We start from the raw sequence: 13,577 nt of genomic DNA on the forward strand, positions 1-13,577 counted from the left end.
GGCAAAAGCGTCAAATCTGCTTCTTTATGGTCGGTCAAATCGCCGTTTTTTGTGTAGCAGCTTCCGCTTCCAGCACTTTCATCATCTTGTCGGCTGCGGTATCGGTTGCGCCCTGCTTGAAGAAGCCGGAAACGGTAAGGACGGAGTTGCCCATGCGGATTTCCGTCACACAGTCCGGGCGGCGGTCTGTTTTGGTGGTGCTTGTCTGTTTCGTTTCTGTCATAGGCTCTCCTTTCGCTGCTTCATCAGTTGCTTTAAGCGTTCCAGCTTTTCCTGTGCGGTTTCCTTTCGGAAGTTGCTGCCCGTGAAGCGGACGGGGGCGCACATGGAAGTCAGCCTGTCATAGATACGGGCGTGGGGCGTGTCCTGCGGGTGCTGCAATTCCTCCAGCGTGAGGTTGGTCGTGGCGATCAGCGGCTTGCCGCTTCGGTAACGGCTGTCAATCACGCTGTAAACCTGTTCCAGCCCGTACTCTGTTCCTCGCTCCATACCAAAATCATCAAGTATCAGCAGGGGGTAGCTGCAAAGGCGGGAAATATATTCATTCCTACCCTCAAAGCTGGCGGCAAGGTCATTGAGTATCGTTGCAAAGTTTGTCATGCAGACGGCAACCTCTTTTTCCATAAGGGCGTTGGCGATACAGGCAGCAAGGTAGCTTTTTCCTGTCCCCACACCGCCCCAAAACAGGTAGCCGATATTTTCAGCCTGCATGGTTTCCCAGCTCTCCACATAAAAGCGGGCGGTTTCGGTCTGCGGGTTTCTGCCGTTGTCATGCTCGAATGTCCAGTTCCGCATAGCAGGGTCGGTAAATCCCCGGCGTTTCAAGTCCTCCACTGTTTCAAGGTGCTTCTGTCGGCTTTCAGCGGCTTCCCGTTTTTCACGGGCTGCCCGTTGGCAGTCGCACTCTGCCGGGTGTCGGTCATGCCCTAACCATTGGGCGGTTTCTTTTGAAAAGTAGGCTTCTTTGGGCGTATGGCACTTGCCGCAGTATAAAAGCCCGTCCTCGCCTGTGTAGTCCTCCGCTTCGGCGGTAGTGGTTGTAATGTCCGTAATCATAGCTTCAATCTCGTTTTTCATAAGCTCTCGCCCTCCTTACATGAATAATCGGGTATGCCCTGTTTCGGGGCAGCCTTGCCTTTGGCAGCGTCCTCCTGCGCCCACTTGTAAATGGTGGCTGCATGGCTCTGGTACTGCTTCCCGGTGGAAGCGATATGGCAGGAAAGCCGGTCAAGGTAATACTCCCACTTGTCGGGGAAGTCCTGTTCCAGTTCCAAAAGTTCTGCGTCAGAAAGGAATACATTTTTATATCTGCCATAAGCGGCAGGGGGGCTGCCCCTCACTCGCTCTTTTTGTTTGGCTCTCTATTAGGTTGTTTATATTAGTTTGGTTAAGCAGCACATGAATATGAAGATTGCGTTGCCCTTTGTCGTTCTCGCTGTCATGGATTGCCCAATCTGCACACATTCCCTTATCAACAAAATTTCTCTGCACATAATCCCTCACGACTTCCTCCGCAAGCTCATAACTCCACTCATTGGGAAGTGACGCTTTTAACATTCTTGCAAGCTGTGATTTCTGCCCTTTCTCCGACAGTTCCACAGCATTCCACAAGGTAGCTCTGTCTGCATATTCTCTCGGTGCATTTTGTGGCAGACTGATTTCGCTGTGTACTAAATCCTCATGGTATTTTGGTCGATAAGTCTGTCCGTCATATTCACTTACAAGAATGCTCCTGCTGATGTAGGAAGCCTTTTCCACTGCCGACTGCCCTTTGCTCCGTTTAACTATGGAAAAACGTGTGCTTGCCTGTTTCGTGATATTAGCCATACGAAGCACCTACGTTCTGCCAACGGGGTAGTGGGATGCACTCATAAACTTTGTGGGCAGATAAAAGCCGCACTTTGGCTTTTGTCTGAACGCAAAGTACACAAAAGGGTAGGTGCGTTCTTTGCACCGCAGGGGAAGTGTAGCGTCCCCTGTTGGCTGTCGCAAGACAGACAATGCTCTCCGCAGGAGTCCCCGAAGGGCGCACATACCACCTCTGGTGGTATATCTGTGCGCACCCCGTAAACGGGGTGAATAAGTTACCTCGGCTTTTCAGCTTCTTTGCTCCTGTCATTCAGTATCGCCCTCGCTTTCATTTTCGGCATTGAAAATTGTGCTTTGTGTTGAAGTACTTTCCCTGCTTTCTGACTTGATTTTAGCGATAATCTGCTGACACTCCCTTGTCTGCAATGCAACTGATAAAATACGGTTTAACTCGTCCTCGTCATATTGGTAGCAGCCGGGAAAATACTTCATGATAATACCGCCCATGATGTACTTGTGGTGGTTCTCCGCTTTCCGCTTTTTCTCGTTCTGCTTCTTCTTTTCGTTGGCTACTCGCTGTTTTGCCTGTTCCAATGCTTGTAATGCTTTTTCTAAATTTCTGCTTGCTTCATTCTTGCTTTCAATCATTTCTGATACCTCATTCTTTCTGTGATGTGTTAATAGTTCTTGAAAATAAAAATGGTGACAGGTTGTCCGTTAGGATAACTGCCACCATAGGTAAGCAATATTAATTTTTATAAATAGACATATCATTCAACTAAAGAATGATAAAAATTCATTTCTTCCTCGGAAACTTCATAATAGAAAACCAAAAATTCCTCTGGAACAGAAAAACCTTTTATGCTTTCTCCCGACACTGTCATTTTGATAATATTTTTATCCTCATATAATGTAATGGTAGTGTTTTCTACCAATTCTTCTCCACCAAAGCGTGCAACAGGATACTTGTATGAAATCATATAGTATTGCTCTTTTGCTCCCTCTAAGTCTTTTTCCAATTTATGTTGGTGTTCTTCTGTGTCCGAATCATCATAAAGCGAACATTGGTTATATTGATACAACTGTTCTTCATCACTTATTGTTTTTATAAGTTCATTATTCTCCGCTGAATATATTTTAATTTCAGCTAAGTTATCTAAATCCTCTACAGTATATTTTCCTCCCTGTTGTGCGGAACATCCTGCACAAATAAACAGTCCAACCATAAGTAGAATACCGATTTTCATATAGCTTTTCTTATTCATCTTTCCCCCTGCTTTCTATAAGTAATTTACACGTTGTGACCAATAAGCAACAAAACAGAATTATGATGGGTGCATATGGACTCCATACGTTTGTTATCATTCCAATCAAAACCGCAACCACTGTAACTGGAAATGCCATATATACCCAACGATACCTTTTCATATGACTACTTTTAGGAGTATGTTCTGTATTTTTAATGATAATGCTGTCAATATGCATAGACATTCCCGCCCATATTATAAGTGCTAACCATACCGTATCAGCTATCCATTCAAAAACATTGCAAGCTGTCTGTCCGAAATAAATCATTAAAAAATGTCCTATTTCAGAACTTGCCAAAAGAATAACAACTCCTACAATAATCATAACTGCATATTTCTTTCTTCTGCTTTCTCTCTGTTTTTTAAACTCCCTGAATACCTTATCATCAAATGCAAGGTGTTCATTTTTGATTTCTTGATATTGTTTGGTCTGAAAATAATACCAAATAATAATGATTATCCCTGCTATCATTGTAAGCCAAAAAAGAAAAGTCATTATCATGCTATGGTGACCAAAACACTCAAAGACATTTGACAATATAAAAAGGCTTATCCCTCCAGTAATCTGCTTTACATTCTGCCTACTGTACGACAAATAACCATCCAACATCTCTTGGCTGACATAATACCCGCTGTTTGATATGGCTTTTTCTTCTGATACGTTTTTTTCTTCGTAATCCTCTTTCAGCAGGTAGTCCATTGACACTCCGAATAGGTTACTGATTTGTACTAATTTACCCACTTCGGGGATTCCTTTATCATTTACCCATTTTCCTACTGCCTGTCGGGATACCTCCAATCTTTCGGCTAAATCCTCCTGCGTCATACTGTTGTCTTTCAATAGTGCTTTTAATTTTTGTCCTAATGTCATTTTTTATCCACCTCCTGCAAATATTCTACTTCTAAGCAATAGAGGAAAACAACCAATCTGTGGTTTCATCTTGTCAACTTTGCGTTTCGTTCACTTATTTTATCGTCATTTTCTGCACATACATATAACTTTTTTTACTGTTTATTAGTCCAATTTTTTTTCTTGCTTGTTCCCTCTGCTCCATACTGACCGCCCTGGGCTTGCGGTAGCTGACGAATGATTTCGGGAAGGAATAGGTCTTAGATACCTCGTCCTGCTTCACTAGCTTATATGTATCGGGGAAGTTGGCAACCAACGTGTCAAGTTTCCGCATGACTGCCTTATCCCTTGTGTAAATGGTGGCGGTCTGCTCCCCTGCATTGTAGCTGACAATGGTTTCCTGTTCATATCGTGACAGCTTCATAGCTCCATGCCTGCCTTTCCTTTTCTGCCAATCCTGTTCTGTTTTCCCTCGGTAATTGTCGGTTCTTTTAATTGTTTCTCTACCTTTGACAATCTTACCTTGATGGAGTGGTCACGCTCTGTCAGTTTTCGTCTTTTTGTAGTGGCAGTCAACTCCGCATACGTTTCTTCTGACAGGACATTTAATTTCTTCAAAGTGCTACATACAATCTGCTTGGTGTCATTGTCCTTTATCTGTGGCAGGATTGCGGATAAATGAGCGCATGTTTCTGCTTTGCTCTGTTCCCCAAACTGATAGATAAGATTGATTTCATCAGCAGTAAAGGGAATCTGCATATTTGCGTCCTTACATAGGCGTTCCACACCCACACATTTAGGGATATTCCTTGTCAGTTCATAATTGTCCCTTGTTGTTATTGTTCCATGGCTGTCGGTCTGTCTTACCTCCACATCATGCTGGCTTTTCTGTTCCAACACAAGCCACTGGTATCTGTCATTCTCTTTTGTGAATACGGTCTGATTGCTGTCAGAATAGCGGTCACTGCGGATATATCTGTCTGTGGTGCTGTAATAGTCTACAATCTGTTGTTCTTGCCTTTTGTTCATGGTCTTTGCCCTCCTGTAGTGGTACATCTATGGTTAGATGTATAAGTATTGATTGATAGGATTGATTGATAAGTTAACTAACATCATTCTCTATCTCTCTGTCTTTTACTTTTCTTTGGTTCTTTCTTTTGCTTTTCTGTCTCTCTTTCTCTTGCCTGCCATTGGTGAGTAGAATTGATGCGGTAAGTGATAGCTGTTGCATTTGGCACTGATTTATGATTTTCTCGTCCGCTAGTTTTCGGGGGATTAGATAGCGGAATATTGTAGGTGGGTATTTCTTTGCTTTAGGAAATATGATTTCATTTCATACGGTAGTTACCGCATAAAAAAGACTATAACCGTTACTGTCATAGCCCTTAAAGGATTGAGGAAGTCCCTTTTTTATTTGTATTTGTTTGTCGCCCCTACGCACTATCCAACATCCCCGGCGCATGAGGGCGGCTTCCAATGCTTCATCAAGGGGCAGGACAGCGGCAGTAAACCAGCGGCAGAGCAGCGAATAGCTGATACTCTGCACACACACGCAAGGCTCGCCGTCCTCCAACAGCAGGCAGTTCCCGCTGTCATAGTTGCAGCACTCATGCACAAGGCGGCGGGCTGCCCGGTACTGGCGGTAGTCCATGCGGGGGATATTACCGTTCATGGTTCTGCTCCTTTCTGCGCTGCGGCTCGCTCCGGTGTAAAATCTGGTCGATATTGCCCTTGATAGTCTGTAAGCGGCGGTATTCCTCCCGTTTTGCCCGGTAATCGTTGTAGCCGCTGTTTTTCTCTTTGATAAGGACTTCAATCTCTGCTTGCAGGGCTTTATAGCTCGGCAGCTCGGAAATGCCATTCTCCCTGAAATAACGGGCGGCTGCGTCTGCTATGATAAAGTCGCTTTCGTGCTTCTGACGGTAGGCTGCTTTTGCTTTGGCGTTTTTCTGCTGTTTCAGCCCGTCCCGGACAGGGCGGGTCTTGGAATAGGCAAGCACCTGCCGTTGCAGCTCCTTTTTCCCGTTCAGCGTCTTTTCCACCTGCTTCAGCTCCGTAAGGCTTTCCTGCATGGCGGCATAGGCGGCAGAACAGGCTTCGTCCAGTTCCTCCGGGGAGGAAAAGCCATACTGCTGATAGGCGGTAACGGTAGCTGCCATTTGCTTTAGGTTGTGCTTTGCCGCCCAGCGGTCATAGCCCACGCCCTTGCCCTCGGCTCGCTTGGCTTCCCGGTCAACCATGCGCTGCAAGGTGTTGTCTGCCGGGGTGGTTTTTGCGGCTTTTTCCTCCCGCAAGCGTCCCTTTTGGGTGTGGGGGTATTCGGGTATGGCTGTGGTCTGTTCGGCAGCTCTGCGGGCGTTCTGCGTGAGCAGGGCAAGGACAGCAGCCTTGTCAAAATCGTCCCCCAGCTTCCGGGCTGTGATAGGCTTTGTCCTGTCCGGCGTGAGGTAGGAAAGCCGCCCCCGGCTCTCCTTGGCGGTCACGCCCTCCCGCAAAAGCAGGGAAGAAAACTCGTCAAAGCTGGAAGCATGGGAAAGAGCCTGCCGGATTGTCCGGCGCAGCATTTCTTTGTCCGTTTCAAACTTGGTGGTTTTCGGTGGCTGTCCCCCGGCGGCAAGGGCGGCGTTCTCTCTATCAAGGGCAAGCTGCCCCTTTTTCTGCGCCCGGTATTCCCGGTCTGTTATGCGGTTCTTACTGCCATTCAAGAGGTCGATTTGGTAAAGCCCCTCCCGGTGGCACATCTCCATGACTTCGGCTTTGAAATGGCGCAGGGCGGTGTCCGTACAGCGGTGCTTGCAGCCCTCCCTTGTGTCGGCGGGTCGCTCCATGTAGGGCAGGAACGGAACTTCTGCAATCCTTAAACTGTTTATGACGATATGCACATGAATGTTCCCGCTGCCGTTATGCCCGTCCGGGTGGGTGCAGACAAGGGCTTGGTGTCCGGGGAAGTGTTCCCGGCAAAATTCCTCGCCCAACGCCTGCGCCCGGTCTGCGGTCAAGCCGTTGTCTGTGCCGGCCCTTGGGTCAAAGGAAATGATATAGTGGTGGCTCTTTACGTCCTCCCGTTTTTGGTTTTTCCCATAGCGGAGATTTGCCCGCATACAGGCGACAGCAAAATCATCGCCCCCGCAGTTGAGGGAAGAAATGCGGTAGTCCTCCCTCGGTATAAGCCGCCCGGTTTCATCAAGGACGGGCTTCATGGTAAATTCGTCGTGTTGGAACAGCAGATACTTTTCGGCTGCCCCGTAGTCTGCATTTTTAGAGCTGAAATGTTTGAGTATCGCCAACCACTCCACCTACTTTCTGCAAGACTTCATACTTGAGGGCTGCCAGTTCCGCCGCCGTCCCCCTTAGTTCCTTTGCAAGCTGTGGATAGGGTGCGCCGTATTCGTTTAAGCAGCGGGCTATCTGATTTAGGTTGCCGCCGATTTTCCCGTACTCCGCAGCCAGCTTCCCGACAGCGGAAAGCAGTTCATCATTGACCGCCGACACATGGATAACGGGGCGTATGGCTGCCTGCCGGATTGCCTGCCGTAAAAACTCCGACTGGCTGATACCATAAGGGGCAAGCCGCTTCGTGAAGTCGGCGTATTCTTCATCAGACAGCCGGGTCTTAATAACATGGCTGCGGTGGGGCGTGTTGTATCTTTTTCGCATGGTGCAAGACCTCCTTTCTGTTGCCGCATAGCTGCGGCTGTGATAAGCGGCATATGCCGCATAAGCAGTGGGGAAGGCACTCCCCAACAAGTTTCCCGCAGGGACAAAAGGAGCTGTAAGCGAATTTTGGTACTGTGGTAGAAACTTGCTCTAAGAAACTGCCGCTTTCCGCTGTGTCCGGCGGGGTTCAATCTCCTTAGTGCCGCAGGTGGGAAATGTGCCAACTTCCAGCGGTAACATTTTCCCTTTCACTCCCTACAAACCACAAAAGAGCGAAAATGACGGACTTTCCGGCAGAAACTTTTCCGGCGGCTCATTCTTTCCCGACAATAAGGCGTTTTGAAAGCTGTATTCTGCCCGCTGCTTGATAGAAAACGGGAATTTCCCTCTGTTCACTTATCAGTACTGACACTTTCCCGATTTGCCAAAAACGGGCGCAAAAAAAGCAGCAAATCTTTTTCGGATTTACTGCTTCCTGTGCCGCTGTGGGGCGGCGGGATATTCAGTTGTAAATAATAAAAGAGGGGGAGCACTTTGGGCTACCCCTCTACAAATGGAAAATTGCAATATTACTATTACAACTACATCATATTAGTATATTCATGCCTGATTTGTAGTCATCCAAGATACCGGGCTTGACTGGCTTTCCCCAATTCCATGAGGGGTCTCGCTGATGTACATATTCTCCCAATCGGTCAGCCTCTTGCAGACTAATCTGATTTAATGTCCACCCAGCGGCAGCTCGTTCTTCGGGTGGCAATGACATAACATAATTTCTTATGATTTCGCTTTCAATTTCTCCATCACTCATGCCGCAGTTCTTTTCCATGCTCTCAAACACCAAAGATTTTATCTTATTTGCAACGCCCTCGTCAACAGGGACAATGCGGCGAAAATCTGTTCGACCTGTAATATCCATTCCCTCCGGACAATATGGGTTAACATGCTCCTTTGGCGGTAAAGAGCCATTTGGAAGTTTATGGGTTAAGTGCGAATTTTGAACCTTATAATTTTGTTGCACAAATCGTGTCATTCCTGTAATCGTCATAAGTACACCTCCAAATAACAATACACCCTGTTTTAAGAATAGCTGTCATATTCTTTATAAATATAATCGGCTCTTTTGGCGAAAATATAATATCCATCCCCCCCCAAAAAAATTTCATCGTTGCAAAAACACGATTTTCCGGCAGCTCGGAAGCTGCGTTTTGCCTTCTGTGGGGTGGCGGGATATTCAGTTGTTAATAATAAAAGAGGGTGGTAGCACTTTGGGCTATCGTCCTCTTGGCTGCATATTTGCAAAGACAGGCGGGGCTGTCAACGGTGGGCGAAGCCCATTTACTTGCCGTTGACTGGCTCGGCTGGATTTGCTATCTGTTCGACAAACTGGGATTGTTCGTTGCCGGAAATTGAACTTTAACATATAAAATTTCCTTCTTCTGGAACTTCATCTGAAGTAATCCAATTTATTTTATTCGATAATTTATGGTAAATCAAATATTCCTCAAGACCTTTCCAGGCAAGAGAGAATTGTTATTTTGTGGTGATTTAACAATACTACTTTTAGGACTCATTATCTACTGCCTTTTTTAAGTTAAAGAGAAAACTGCGCCACAGCCTTCGCAGGCCATCGCGCAGCGATTTAGTTCAATTCCGATTTGTTGATTTGTTCGTAATCATATTTTATCATACAGACTTTAAGAAATCTATTCATTTTCACTTAATTTTCGGAATTTTAGGAATAGTAAGGGCTGCTGCCTGTCAAATTCTTGTGTGTTACTTTACCGCACATGAGCATTTGCACCCGGGTTATCGTTACCGTATCCTTCCATAAGATTGATTGCACCCCAGATTCCAAGACCCGCTCCAAGTGCGATTACAAGTGTCTGCAATGTTCCTACTGCGCTCTGAAAAAATGCCATAATATAAATTCTCCATATTCTCTACTAATTTGGGCATAAGAAAAGACCGAGCACAGATTATTTTCCATGTTCGGCCTTATGCCAGTTACACTATTTAGTTTTGATGATCCAAAACCCATTGCAATAGGCCTTCATATTCAATGTTTCCCGCTGCAACATCAAGAATTGTTTCGTATAATTCTTTTTGAGTATACTTAAGTTCTATTCCGTTCAAAGCAAGAAAAACCAGCATTGCATGAGTTCCAATCCTTTTATTACCATCTATCATACAATGGTTTTTAATTAGCCCATATCCTAGCCTTGCGGCTTTCGCCTGTATTGTAGGATACAATTCGTCTCCTCCAAAGGACTGAAAAGGAGTTTCTAAAGCTGAATCCAATAAATTATAATCTCTGACTCCATCGCTTCCACCAGTCTGCTGAATCAATTGAGTATGAAGCATAAGAATCTGCTCTTTGCTCAATTTTTTCATTTAGCCAGTACCTCATACGCTTCCTTATTCTGTTCCATAAGTTGCTTTGAAATACTTAACACATCTTCATCAGATGCTGTAAAATCCTTATCTGCTTTACTAAAGTCTATAACAAGATATCTTGGTACATTATTCTTCAAAATTACTGCCGAACCGCATTCGTCTACCAGTCTTGCTACTTTAGAAAAATTCTGGTTAGCTTCTGAAATAGAAACCATTGTTTTTGTATCTATAGTCATATGAGCACCTCCGTGATCTATTTACTATAGTATACACAAATCTTAGGATAAATACAACCTAATTAGAACAAACCGGAAAGTAAAGGCACAAGAGTAGTACCGATAAGAGCCACACCGCCGCCAGCCATGAACTGTTTTATCCCCAATTAGGTGTAAAACTCTGCTCGATGGCGGGCGGCGGCGTACAAAAATCTATATGGTGTTTTTTAAGAGAACCGTCCCGGCGGGACAGGTCAGGCACTGACCTGTTCCACCTCCGGGATGGGTTTGAGATTAAAATGAATTTCGATAGAAATGTGTCTTGTTTTATCCTCGTCAATGCGCTCATGCACGACGATTTCTTTGATTAAGCGGTTGAGGGTGGCTGCGTCCAGCTCTGTGATGTTGGCGTATTCCTGAATGGCTTCCACCCATTGTTTTGCGTCATTGGCAAGCTGGACTTCATCAGACAGCCGCTTTCTGCCCTCTGACACTTTTGTTTTAAGCTCCGTCTGCTCGGTCTGTGTCTTTTCCAGCATGGTGTTGAAATTCTGCTCACTGATACGCCCTGCAATCATATCCTCATAAAGCCGCATGACCATTTTGTCCAGAACCTCAATCCGTTCCTCGTCCCTTGTAAGGGAGCGTTCCATTGCTTCCCGCTGTTCCCGCTGCTCGGCTTCACAGGTATTGGTCAGGCGGTCGGCAACCGCTTCCCCGTCCATCAGGGCAGCTCTGGCACATTCCCGGATTTTCCGCAGCACATGGCTGTAAAGGGTGTCATAGTCAATCCGGTGCTGGGTGCAGTGGTTCTTTCCAAAGGCATTGTAGGTCTTGCAGGAATAAATCTGCTGGGGATGTTTTGCGTTTGTGTAGCGTATCGTCAGCGACTTCCCACACTCGCCGCATTTTATCAGTCCGGCAAACAGGCTGATTTCATTGGTCTGCCCCGGACGCTGGCGGGATTTCAGCTTATTCTGCACAATGTCAAAGCTCATGCGGTCAATCAGCGGTTCATGCTGCCCCTCCACCACAATCCAGTCCTCCGGCTTCTTTTCCCCAATCGTGCCGATTTTGAAACGGTAGTCCTTTTTCTGGGAAGCAATCGCCCCGGTGTAGACGGGATTCATCAAAAGGTCTTTGATAACGGAGAAGTCCCACATATACCGCCCGTTTTCCGGGTCTTTCTTTTCCCATTTGGTGCGGGTATTGCGAAGCCCCCGTTCCCGGTTCCACCATGTGGGGCAGGGGATTTTTTCTTCCTCCAGCCGTCTGCGGATATAGTTCGGACCATGACCGTTCAGGGCATATCCGAAAATCAGCCGCACAATCGGGGCGGTTTCCTCGTCAATGAGCAGATGGTTTTTGTCCTCCGGGTCTTTCCGATACCCAAACGGGGCAAGACACCCGGTAAACTGTCCTTTCTGCGCTTTCAGAAGATAAGAGGAATGGACTTTCTTGGAAATATCCTTGCTGTACATCTCGTTCAGGATATTCTTGAACGGGGCAATATCGTTGTTATCCCGCAGGGTGTCGATACCGTCATTCATGGCGATATAGCGGACACCGTTTCTTGGGAAAAAGTCCTCAATCAAATGCCCGGTTTGCAGATAATTACGCCCCAGTCGGCTGAGGTCTTTCGTGATGACAAGGTTGACCTGCCTGCGCTCAATGGCTCTCAACATTCTCTGTAGATCAGGACGCTCCATATTAAGACCTGTGAAGCCATCGTCCTGATAGACTGCCACAACCTCCCATCCCTGCTTTTCGCAGTATTTTTCCAGCATATCACGCTGGTTTGCGATACTGGCACTTTCGCCTTGCAGGTCATCGTCCTTTGACAGTCTGCAATAGACCGCTGCACGATACCCTCCGGCAAGTGCCGAACCGATTGTTCTGTATTCCATTTCGTTCATCATAGCCATTTACCCACACAATCCAGACGGTATCTGGCTCTTTTGAACCTCATCTTCATTATACTCCATATCTTTCTTTTTAGCAAGATATTCTTTTATATTTGTTTTTCCGTATTTCTGGGAAATCAGGCTGACGAACACATCGGTGGCGTCCAGCTCCCCGTCAAATACAGTGGTCACATGAATCTCTGTTTTGTTTTTTGCCATAGGCAGTTATCCTCCATACATGAAAATAGCCAGACAGAGGGTGTCGGCAACGAAGTCCGGCAACGGGCTTCAAAAGACCTTGCAAACAATCTCAATCTGGCGATGGTTACTATTTATACTTTTCTTTTATTTTTCTGTTGTTTTGGTTGTTATAAGGGAGAAAAGCCCGCAGTTAAGGGATTTTTCCCGGCAACCGGCTCGGCAACGGGATAGCAACAGGGGGTGCAACGGGCTGTCATTCTCAGAATGGAAGCTCCATCTGTTCTGTGACCTCCACAAAATCGTCCGTTGTTTTTTCAGACGGGTTGCCGGAGTCCGTTGCCGGGTTTTCACGCTCCCAGCCCTTTTGTCTGCCATATTCGGAAAACATTCTTGGGTTCGGGAAGTACCGCCATCCGGTAATGCACTGGTTCATAATCTCGTTGATTTCCCGGATTTCCCATTGCTTCGGCTCGTCAAAGGCATGGTTTAAGGCTTCCTTGTAGAGCTGCTTGGAGCAGACCATGCTCCCGGTGTACTTATCAAGATACGCCTGTATCATTCCGGCTTTGGTGTCCTCCGGCATAAAATCCCGCTGGTGTTCTTTGAGATACCGCTGCATGGTGGGGCTGAAAGCCAGCTTGAACCTGCCGCTTCGGTAAATCTCCATAGCTTCTGCCCACATCTGCTCGATATAGGCTCTGGAAGCGGCTTCGTCCTCCAAAATGTGAACCTCCGCCTGCTCCGGGTACACCATGACGGGGATAAAGCGGCGGTTGCCTGAACGGTCAAGGGGCAGGAAGTCAAGGGCATTGGAAGTGCCGCCAAACACGCACTGACGGGGGCGGTCTGCCGGGTGGGTTTCATAGGGTATCTTGTAAACCTCTTTCTGCCGGCTTAAAAACGACTTGATTTCCTCAATGCTCTTGGCGTTGGCGGTTGCCATCATTTCCGACATTTCGATCATCCAGTGACCTTGCAGCTTACGGTACACATTGTCATCGTCCAGCTTCCGCAAATCATCGGAGAACCACTCGTCCCGGACTGCCAGCAGACGGAAGAAGGTGGACTTGCCAGCCCCCTGACCTCCGACCAGACAGAGCATGATTTCAAACTTGCACCCCGGCTGAAAGGCTCGTGAGATAGCGCCCATCAGGAACAGCTTCAACGCTTCATAGGTGTAATCATCTGCGTCAGCTCCCAGAAAGTGCCGTAGGCAGAAGCGGATTCGCTCTGTCCC

General features: G+C 46.8%; 18 protein-coding genes and 2 pseudogenes. All 20 read right to left on the reverse strand.

Translation table 11 applies throughout. The features are described from left to right. Window positions 1-34: 34 nt before the first annotated feature. A complete protein-coding gene (locus OCV77_RS15440; RefSeq protein WP_002569233.1) occupies window positions 35-223 on the reverse strand; it encodes a transposon-encoded TnpW family protein in 189 nt (62 codons plus the stop codon). Next, complete coding sequence (locus OCV77_RS15445; RefSeq protein ID WP_138376207.1) at window positions 220-1,077, reverse strand: ATP-binding protein; 858 nt, start codon at window positions 1,075-1,077, stop codon at window positions 220-222. The genes OCV77_RS15440 and OCV77_RS15445 overlap by 4 nt, the downstream gene beginning before the upstream one ends. Next, window positions 1,074-1,334, reverse strand: a pseudogene (locus tag OCV77_RS15450) (replication initiator protein A); the annotation flags it as partial. The gene OCV77_RS15445 and the pseudogene OCV77_RS15450, both read right to left, overlap by 4 nt. Continuing rightward, entirely contained in the window at window positions 1,303-1,827 is a 525-nt protein-coding gene (locus tag OCV77_RS15455; protein ID WP_262575902.1) for a MobA/MobL family protein, read from the reverse strand. The pseudogene OCV77_RS15450 and the gene OCV77_RS15455, both read right to left, overlap by 32 nt. 288 nt (window positions 1,828-2,115) lie before the next feature. Next, a complete protein-coding gene (locus tag OCV77_RS15460) occupies window positions 2,116-2,457 on the reverse strand; it encodes a hypothetical protein (protein WP_022518098.1) in 342 nt (113 codons plus the stop codon). 122 nt (window positions 2,458-2,579) lie between these two features. Then, window positions 2,580-3,074, reverse strand: coding sequence for a hypothetical protein (locus OCV77_RS15465; RefSeq protein WP_022518099.1), 495 nt, complete (start codon window positions 3,072-3,074; stop codon window positions 2,580-2,582). Beyond that, the gene (locus tag OCV77_RS15470; protein WP_022518100.1) at window positions 3,067-3,987 is read right to left on the reverse strand and encodes a helix-turn-helix domain-containing protein; all 921 of its coding nucleotides are present in this window, start codon (window positions 3,985-3,987) and stop codon (window positions 3,067-3,069) included. Before OCV77_RS15470 ends, OCV77_RS15465 begins: the two co-directional genes overlap by 8 nt. Before the next feature lie 94 nt (window positions 3,988-4,081). Further along, window positions 4,082-4,390 (reverse strand): hypothetical protein, encoded by a 309-nt coding sequence (locus OCV77_RS15475; protein ID WP_022518101.1) that lies wholly within the window; start codon window positions 4,388-4,390, stop codon window positions 4,082-4,084. Beyond that, a complete protein-coding gene (locus OCV77_RS15480) occupies window positions 4,387-4,995 on the reverse strand; it encodes a transposon-transfer assisting family protein (protein ID WP_022518102.1) in 609 nt (202 codons plus the stop codon). Before OCV77_RS15480 ends, OCV77_RS15475 begins: the two co-directional genes overlap by 4 nt. A 304-nt stretch (window positions 4,996-5,299) precedes the next feature. Continuing rightward, window positions 5,300-5,638 (reverse strand): cysteine-rich VLP domain-containing protein, encoded by a 339-nt coding sequence (locus OCV77_RS15485; RefSeq protein WP_317246647.1) that lies wholly within the window; start codon window positions 5,636-5,638, stop codon window positions 5,300-5,302. Continuing rightward, window positions 5,628-7,253: a relaxase/mobilization nuclease domain-containing protein gene (locus tag OCV77_RS15490; RefSeq protein WP_262575905.1), complete on the reverse strand. Its 1,626-nt coding sequence runs from the start codon at window positions 7,251-7,253 to the stop codon at window positions 5,628-5,630. Before OCV77_RS15490 ends, OCV77_RS15485 begins: the two co-directional genes overlap by 11 nt. Continuing rightward, window positions 7,225-7,623, reverse strand: coding sequence for a plasmid mobilization protein (locus tag OCV77_RS15495; protein WP_109258806.1), 399 nt, complete (start codon window positions 7,621-7,623; stop codon window positions 7,225-7,227). The genes OCV77_RS15490 and OCV77_RS15495 overlap by 29 nt, the downstream gene beginning before the upstream one ends. 586 nt (window positions 7,624-8,209) lie before the next feature. Next, on the reverse strand, window positions 8,210-8,671 hold the full coding sequence (locus tag OCV77_RS15500; RefSeq protein ID WP_097782457.1) for a DUF3879 family protein: 462 nt from the start codon (window positions 8,669-8,671) through the stop codon (window positions 8,210-8,212). Between the two features lie 733 nt (window positions 8,672-9,404). After that, window positions 9,405-9,545, reverse strand: coding sequence for a Maff2 family mobile element protein (locus OCV77_RS15505; protein WP_118799190.1), 141 nt, complete (start codon window positions 9,543-9,545; stop codon window positions 9,405-9,407). Window positions 9,546-9,639: 94 nt separating this feature from the next. Next, on the reverse strand, window positions 9,640-10,017 hold the full coding sequence (locus OCV77_RS15510; RefSeq protein WP_058351258.1) for a type II toxin-antitoxin system death-on-curing family toxin: 378 nt from the start codon (window positions 10,015-10,017) through the stop codon (window positions 9,640-9,642). Next, on the reverse strand, window positions 10,014-10,256 hold the full coding sequence (locus OCV77_RS15515; protein ID WP_058351259.1) for a prevent-host-death protein: 243 nt from the start codon (window positions 10,254-10,256) through the stop codon (window positions 10,014-10,016). The genes OCV77_RS15510 and OCV77_RS15515 overlap by 4 nt, the downstream gene beginning before the upstream one ends. Before the next feature lie 62 nt (window positions 10,257-10,318). Beyond that, window positions 10,319-10,399, reverse strand: a pseudogene (locus tag OCV77_RS15520) (Maff2 family mobile element protein); the annotation flags it as partial. Between the two features lie 90 nt (window positions 10,400-10,489). Continuing rightward, entirely contained in the window at window positions 10,490-12,160 is a 1,671-nt protein-coding gene (locus OCV77_RS15525; protein ID WP_262575906.1) for a recombinase family protein, read from the reverse strand. Continuing rightward, complete coding sequence (locus OCV77_RS15530) at window positions 12,161-12,358, reverse strand: hypothetical protein (protein ID WP_117963110.1); 198 nt, start codon at window positions 12,356-12,358, stop codon at window positions 12,161-12,163. Window positions 12,359-12,599: 241 nt separating this feature from the next. Beyond that, window positions 12,600-13,577 (reverse strand): virulence-associated E family protein (locus OCV77_RS15535; protein WP_262575907.1); only part of this gene is annotated, 978 nt, incomplete at its 5' end.

Source organism: Suilimivivens aceti (assembly GCF_025567405.1).
Taxonomy (GTDB): Bacteria; Bacillota; Clostridia; order Lachnospirales; family Lachnospiraceae; genus Suilimivivens; species Suilimivivens aceti.

Excerpts from the sequence above, each read along its gene's own strand:
- OCV77_RS15440 (WP_002569233.1), bottom strand. The coding sequence starts at position 223 with ATGACAGAAACGAAACAGACAAGCACCACCAAAACAGACCGCCGCCCG.
- OCV77_RS15445 (WP_138376207.1), bottom strand. The coding sequence starts at position 1,077 with ATGAAAAACGAGATTGAAGCTATGATTACGGACATTACAACCACTACC.
- OCV77_RS15455 (WP_262575902.1), bottom strand. The coding sequence starts at position 1,827 with ATGGCTAATATCACGAAACAGGCAAGCACACGTTTTTCCATAGTTAAA.
- OCV77_RS15460 (WP_022518098.1), bottom strand. The coding sequence starts at position 2,457 with ATGATTGAAAGCAAGAATGAAGCAAGCAGAAATTTAGAAAAAGCATTA.
- OCV77_RS15465 (WP_022518099.1), bottom strand. The coding sequence starts at position 3,074 with ATGAATAAGAAAAGCTATATGAAAATCGGTATTCTACTTATGGTTGGA.
- OCV77_RS15470 (WP_022518100.1), bottom strand. The coding sequence starts at position 3,987 with ATGACATTAGGACAAAAATTAAAAGCACTATTGAAAGACAACAGTATG.
- OCV77_RS15475 (WP_022518101.1), bottom strand. The coding sequence starts at position 4,390 with ATGAAGCTGTCACGATATGAACAGGAAACCATTGTCAGCTACAATGCA.
- OCV77_RS15480 (WP_022518102.1), bottom strand. The coding sequence starts at position 4,995 with ATGAACAAAAGGCAAGAACAACAGATTGTAGACTATTACAGCACCACA.
- OCV77_RS15485 (WP_317246647.1), bottom strand. The coding sequence starts at position 5,638 with ATGAACGGTAATATCCCCCGCATGGACTACCGCCAGTACCGGGCAGCC.
- OCV77_RS15495 (WP_109258806.1), bottom strand. The coding sequence starts at position 7,623 with ATGCGAAAAAGATACAACACGCCCCACCGCAGCCATGTTATTAAGACC.
- OCV77_RS15500 (WP_097782457.1), bottom strand. The coding sequence starts at position 8,671 with ATGACGATTACAGGAATGACACGATTTGTGCAACAAAATTATAAGGTT.
- OCV77_RS15505 (WP_118799190.1), bottom strand. The coding sequence starts at position 9,545 with ATGGCATTTTTTCAGAGCGCAGTAGGAACATTGCAGACACTTGTAATC.
- OCV77_RS15510 (WP_058351258.1), bottom strand. The coding sequence starts at position 10,017 with ATGAAAAAATTGAGCAAAGAGCAGATTCTTATGCTTCATACTCAATTG.
- OCV77_RS15515 (WP_058351259.1), bottom strand. The coding sequence starts at position 10,256 with ATGACTATAGATACAAAAACAATGGTTTCTATTTCAGAAGCTAACCAG.
- OCV77_RS15525 (WP_262575906.1), bottom strand. The coding sequence starts at position 12,160 with ATGGCTATGATGAACGAAATGGAATACAGAACAATCGGTTCGGCACTT.
- OCV77_RS15530 (WP_117963110.1), bottom strand. The coding sequence starts at position 12,358 with ATGGCAAAAAACAAAACAGAGATTCATGTGACCACTGTATTTGACGGG.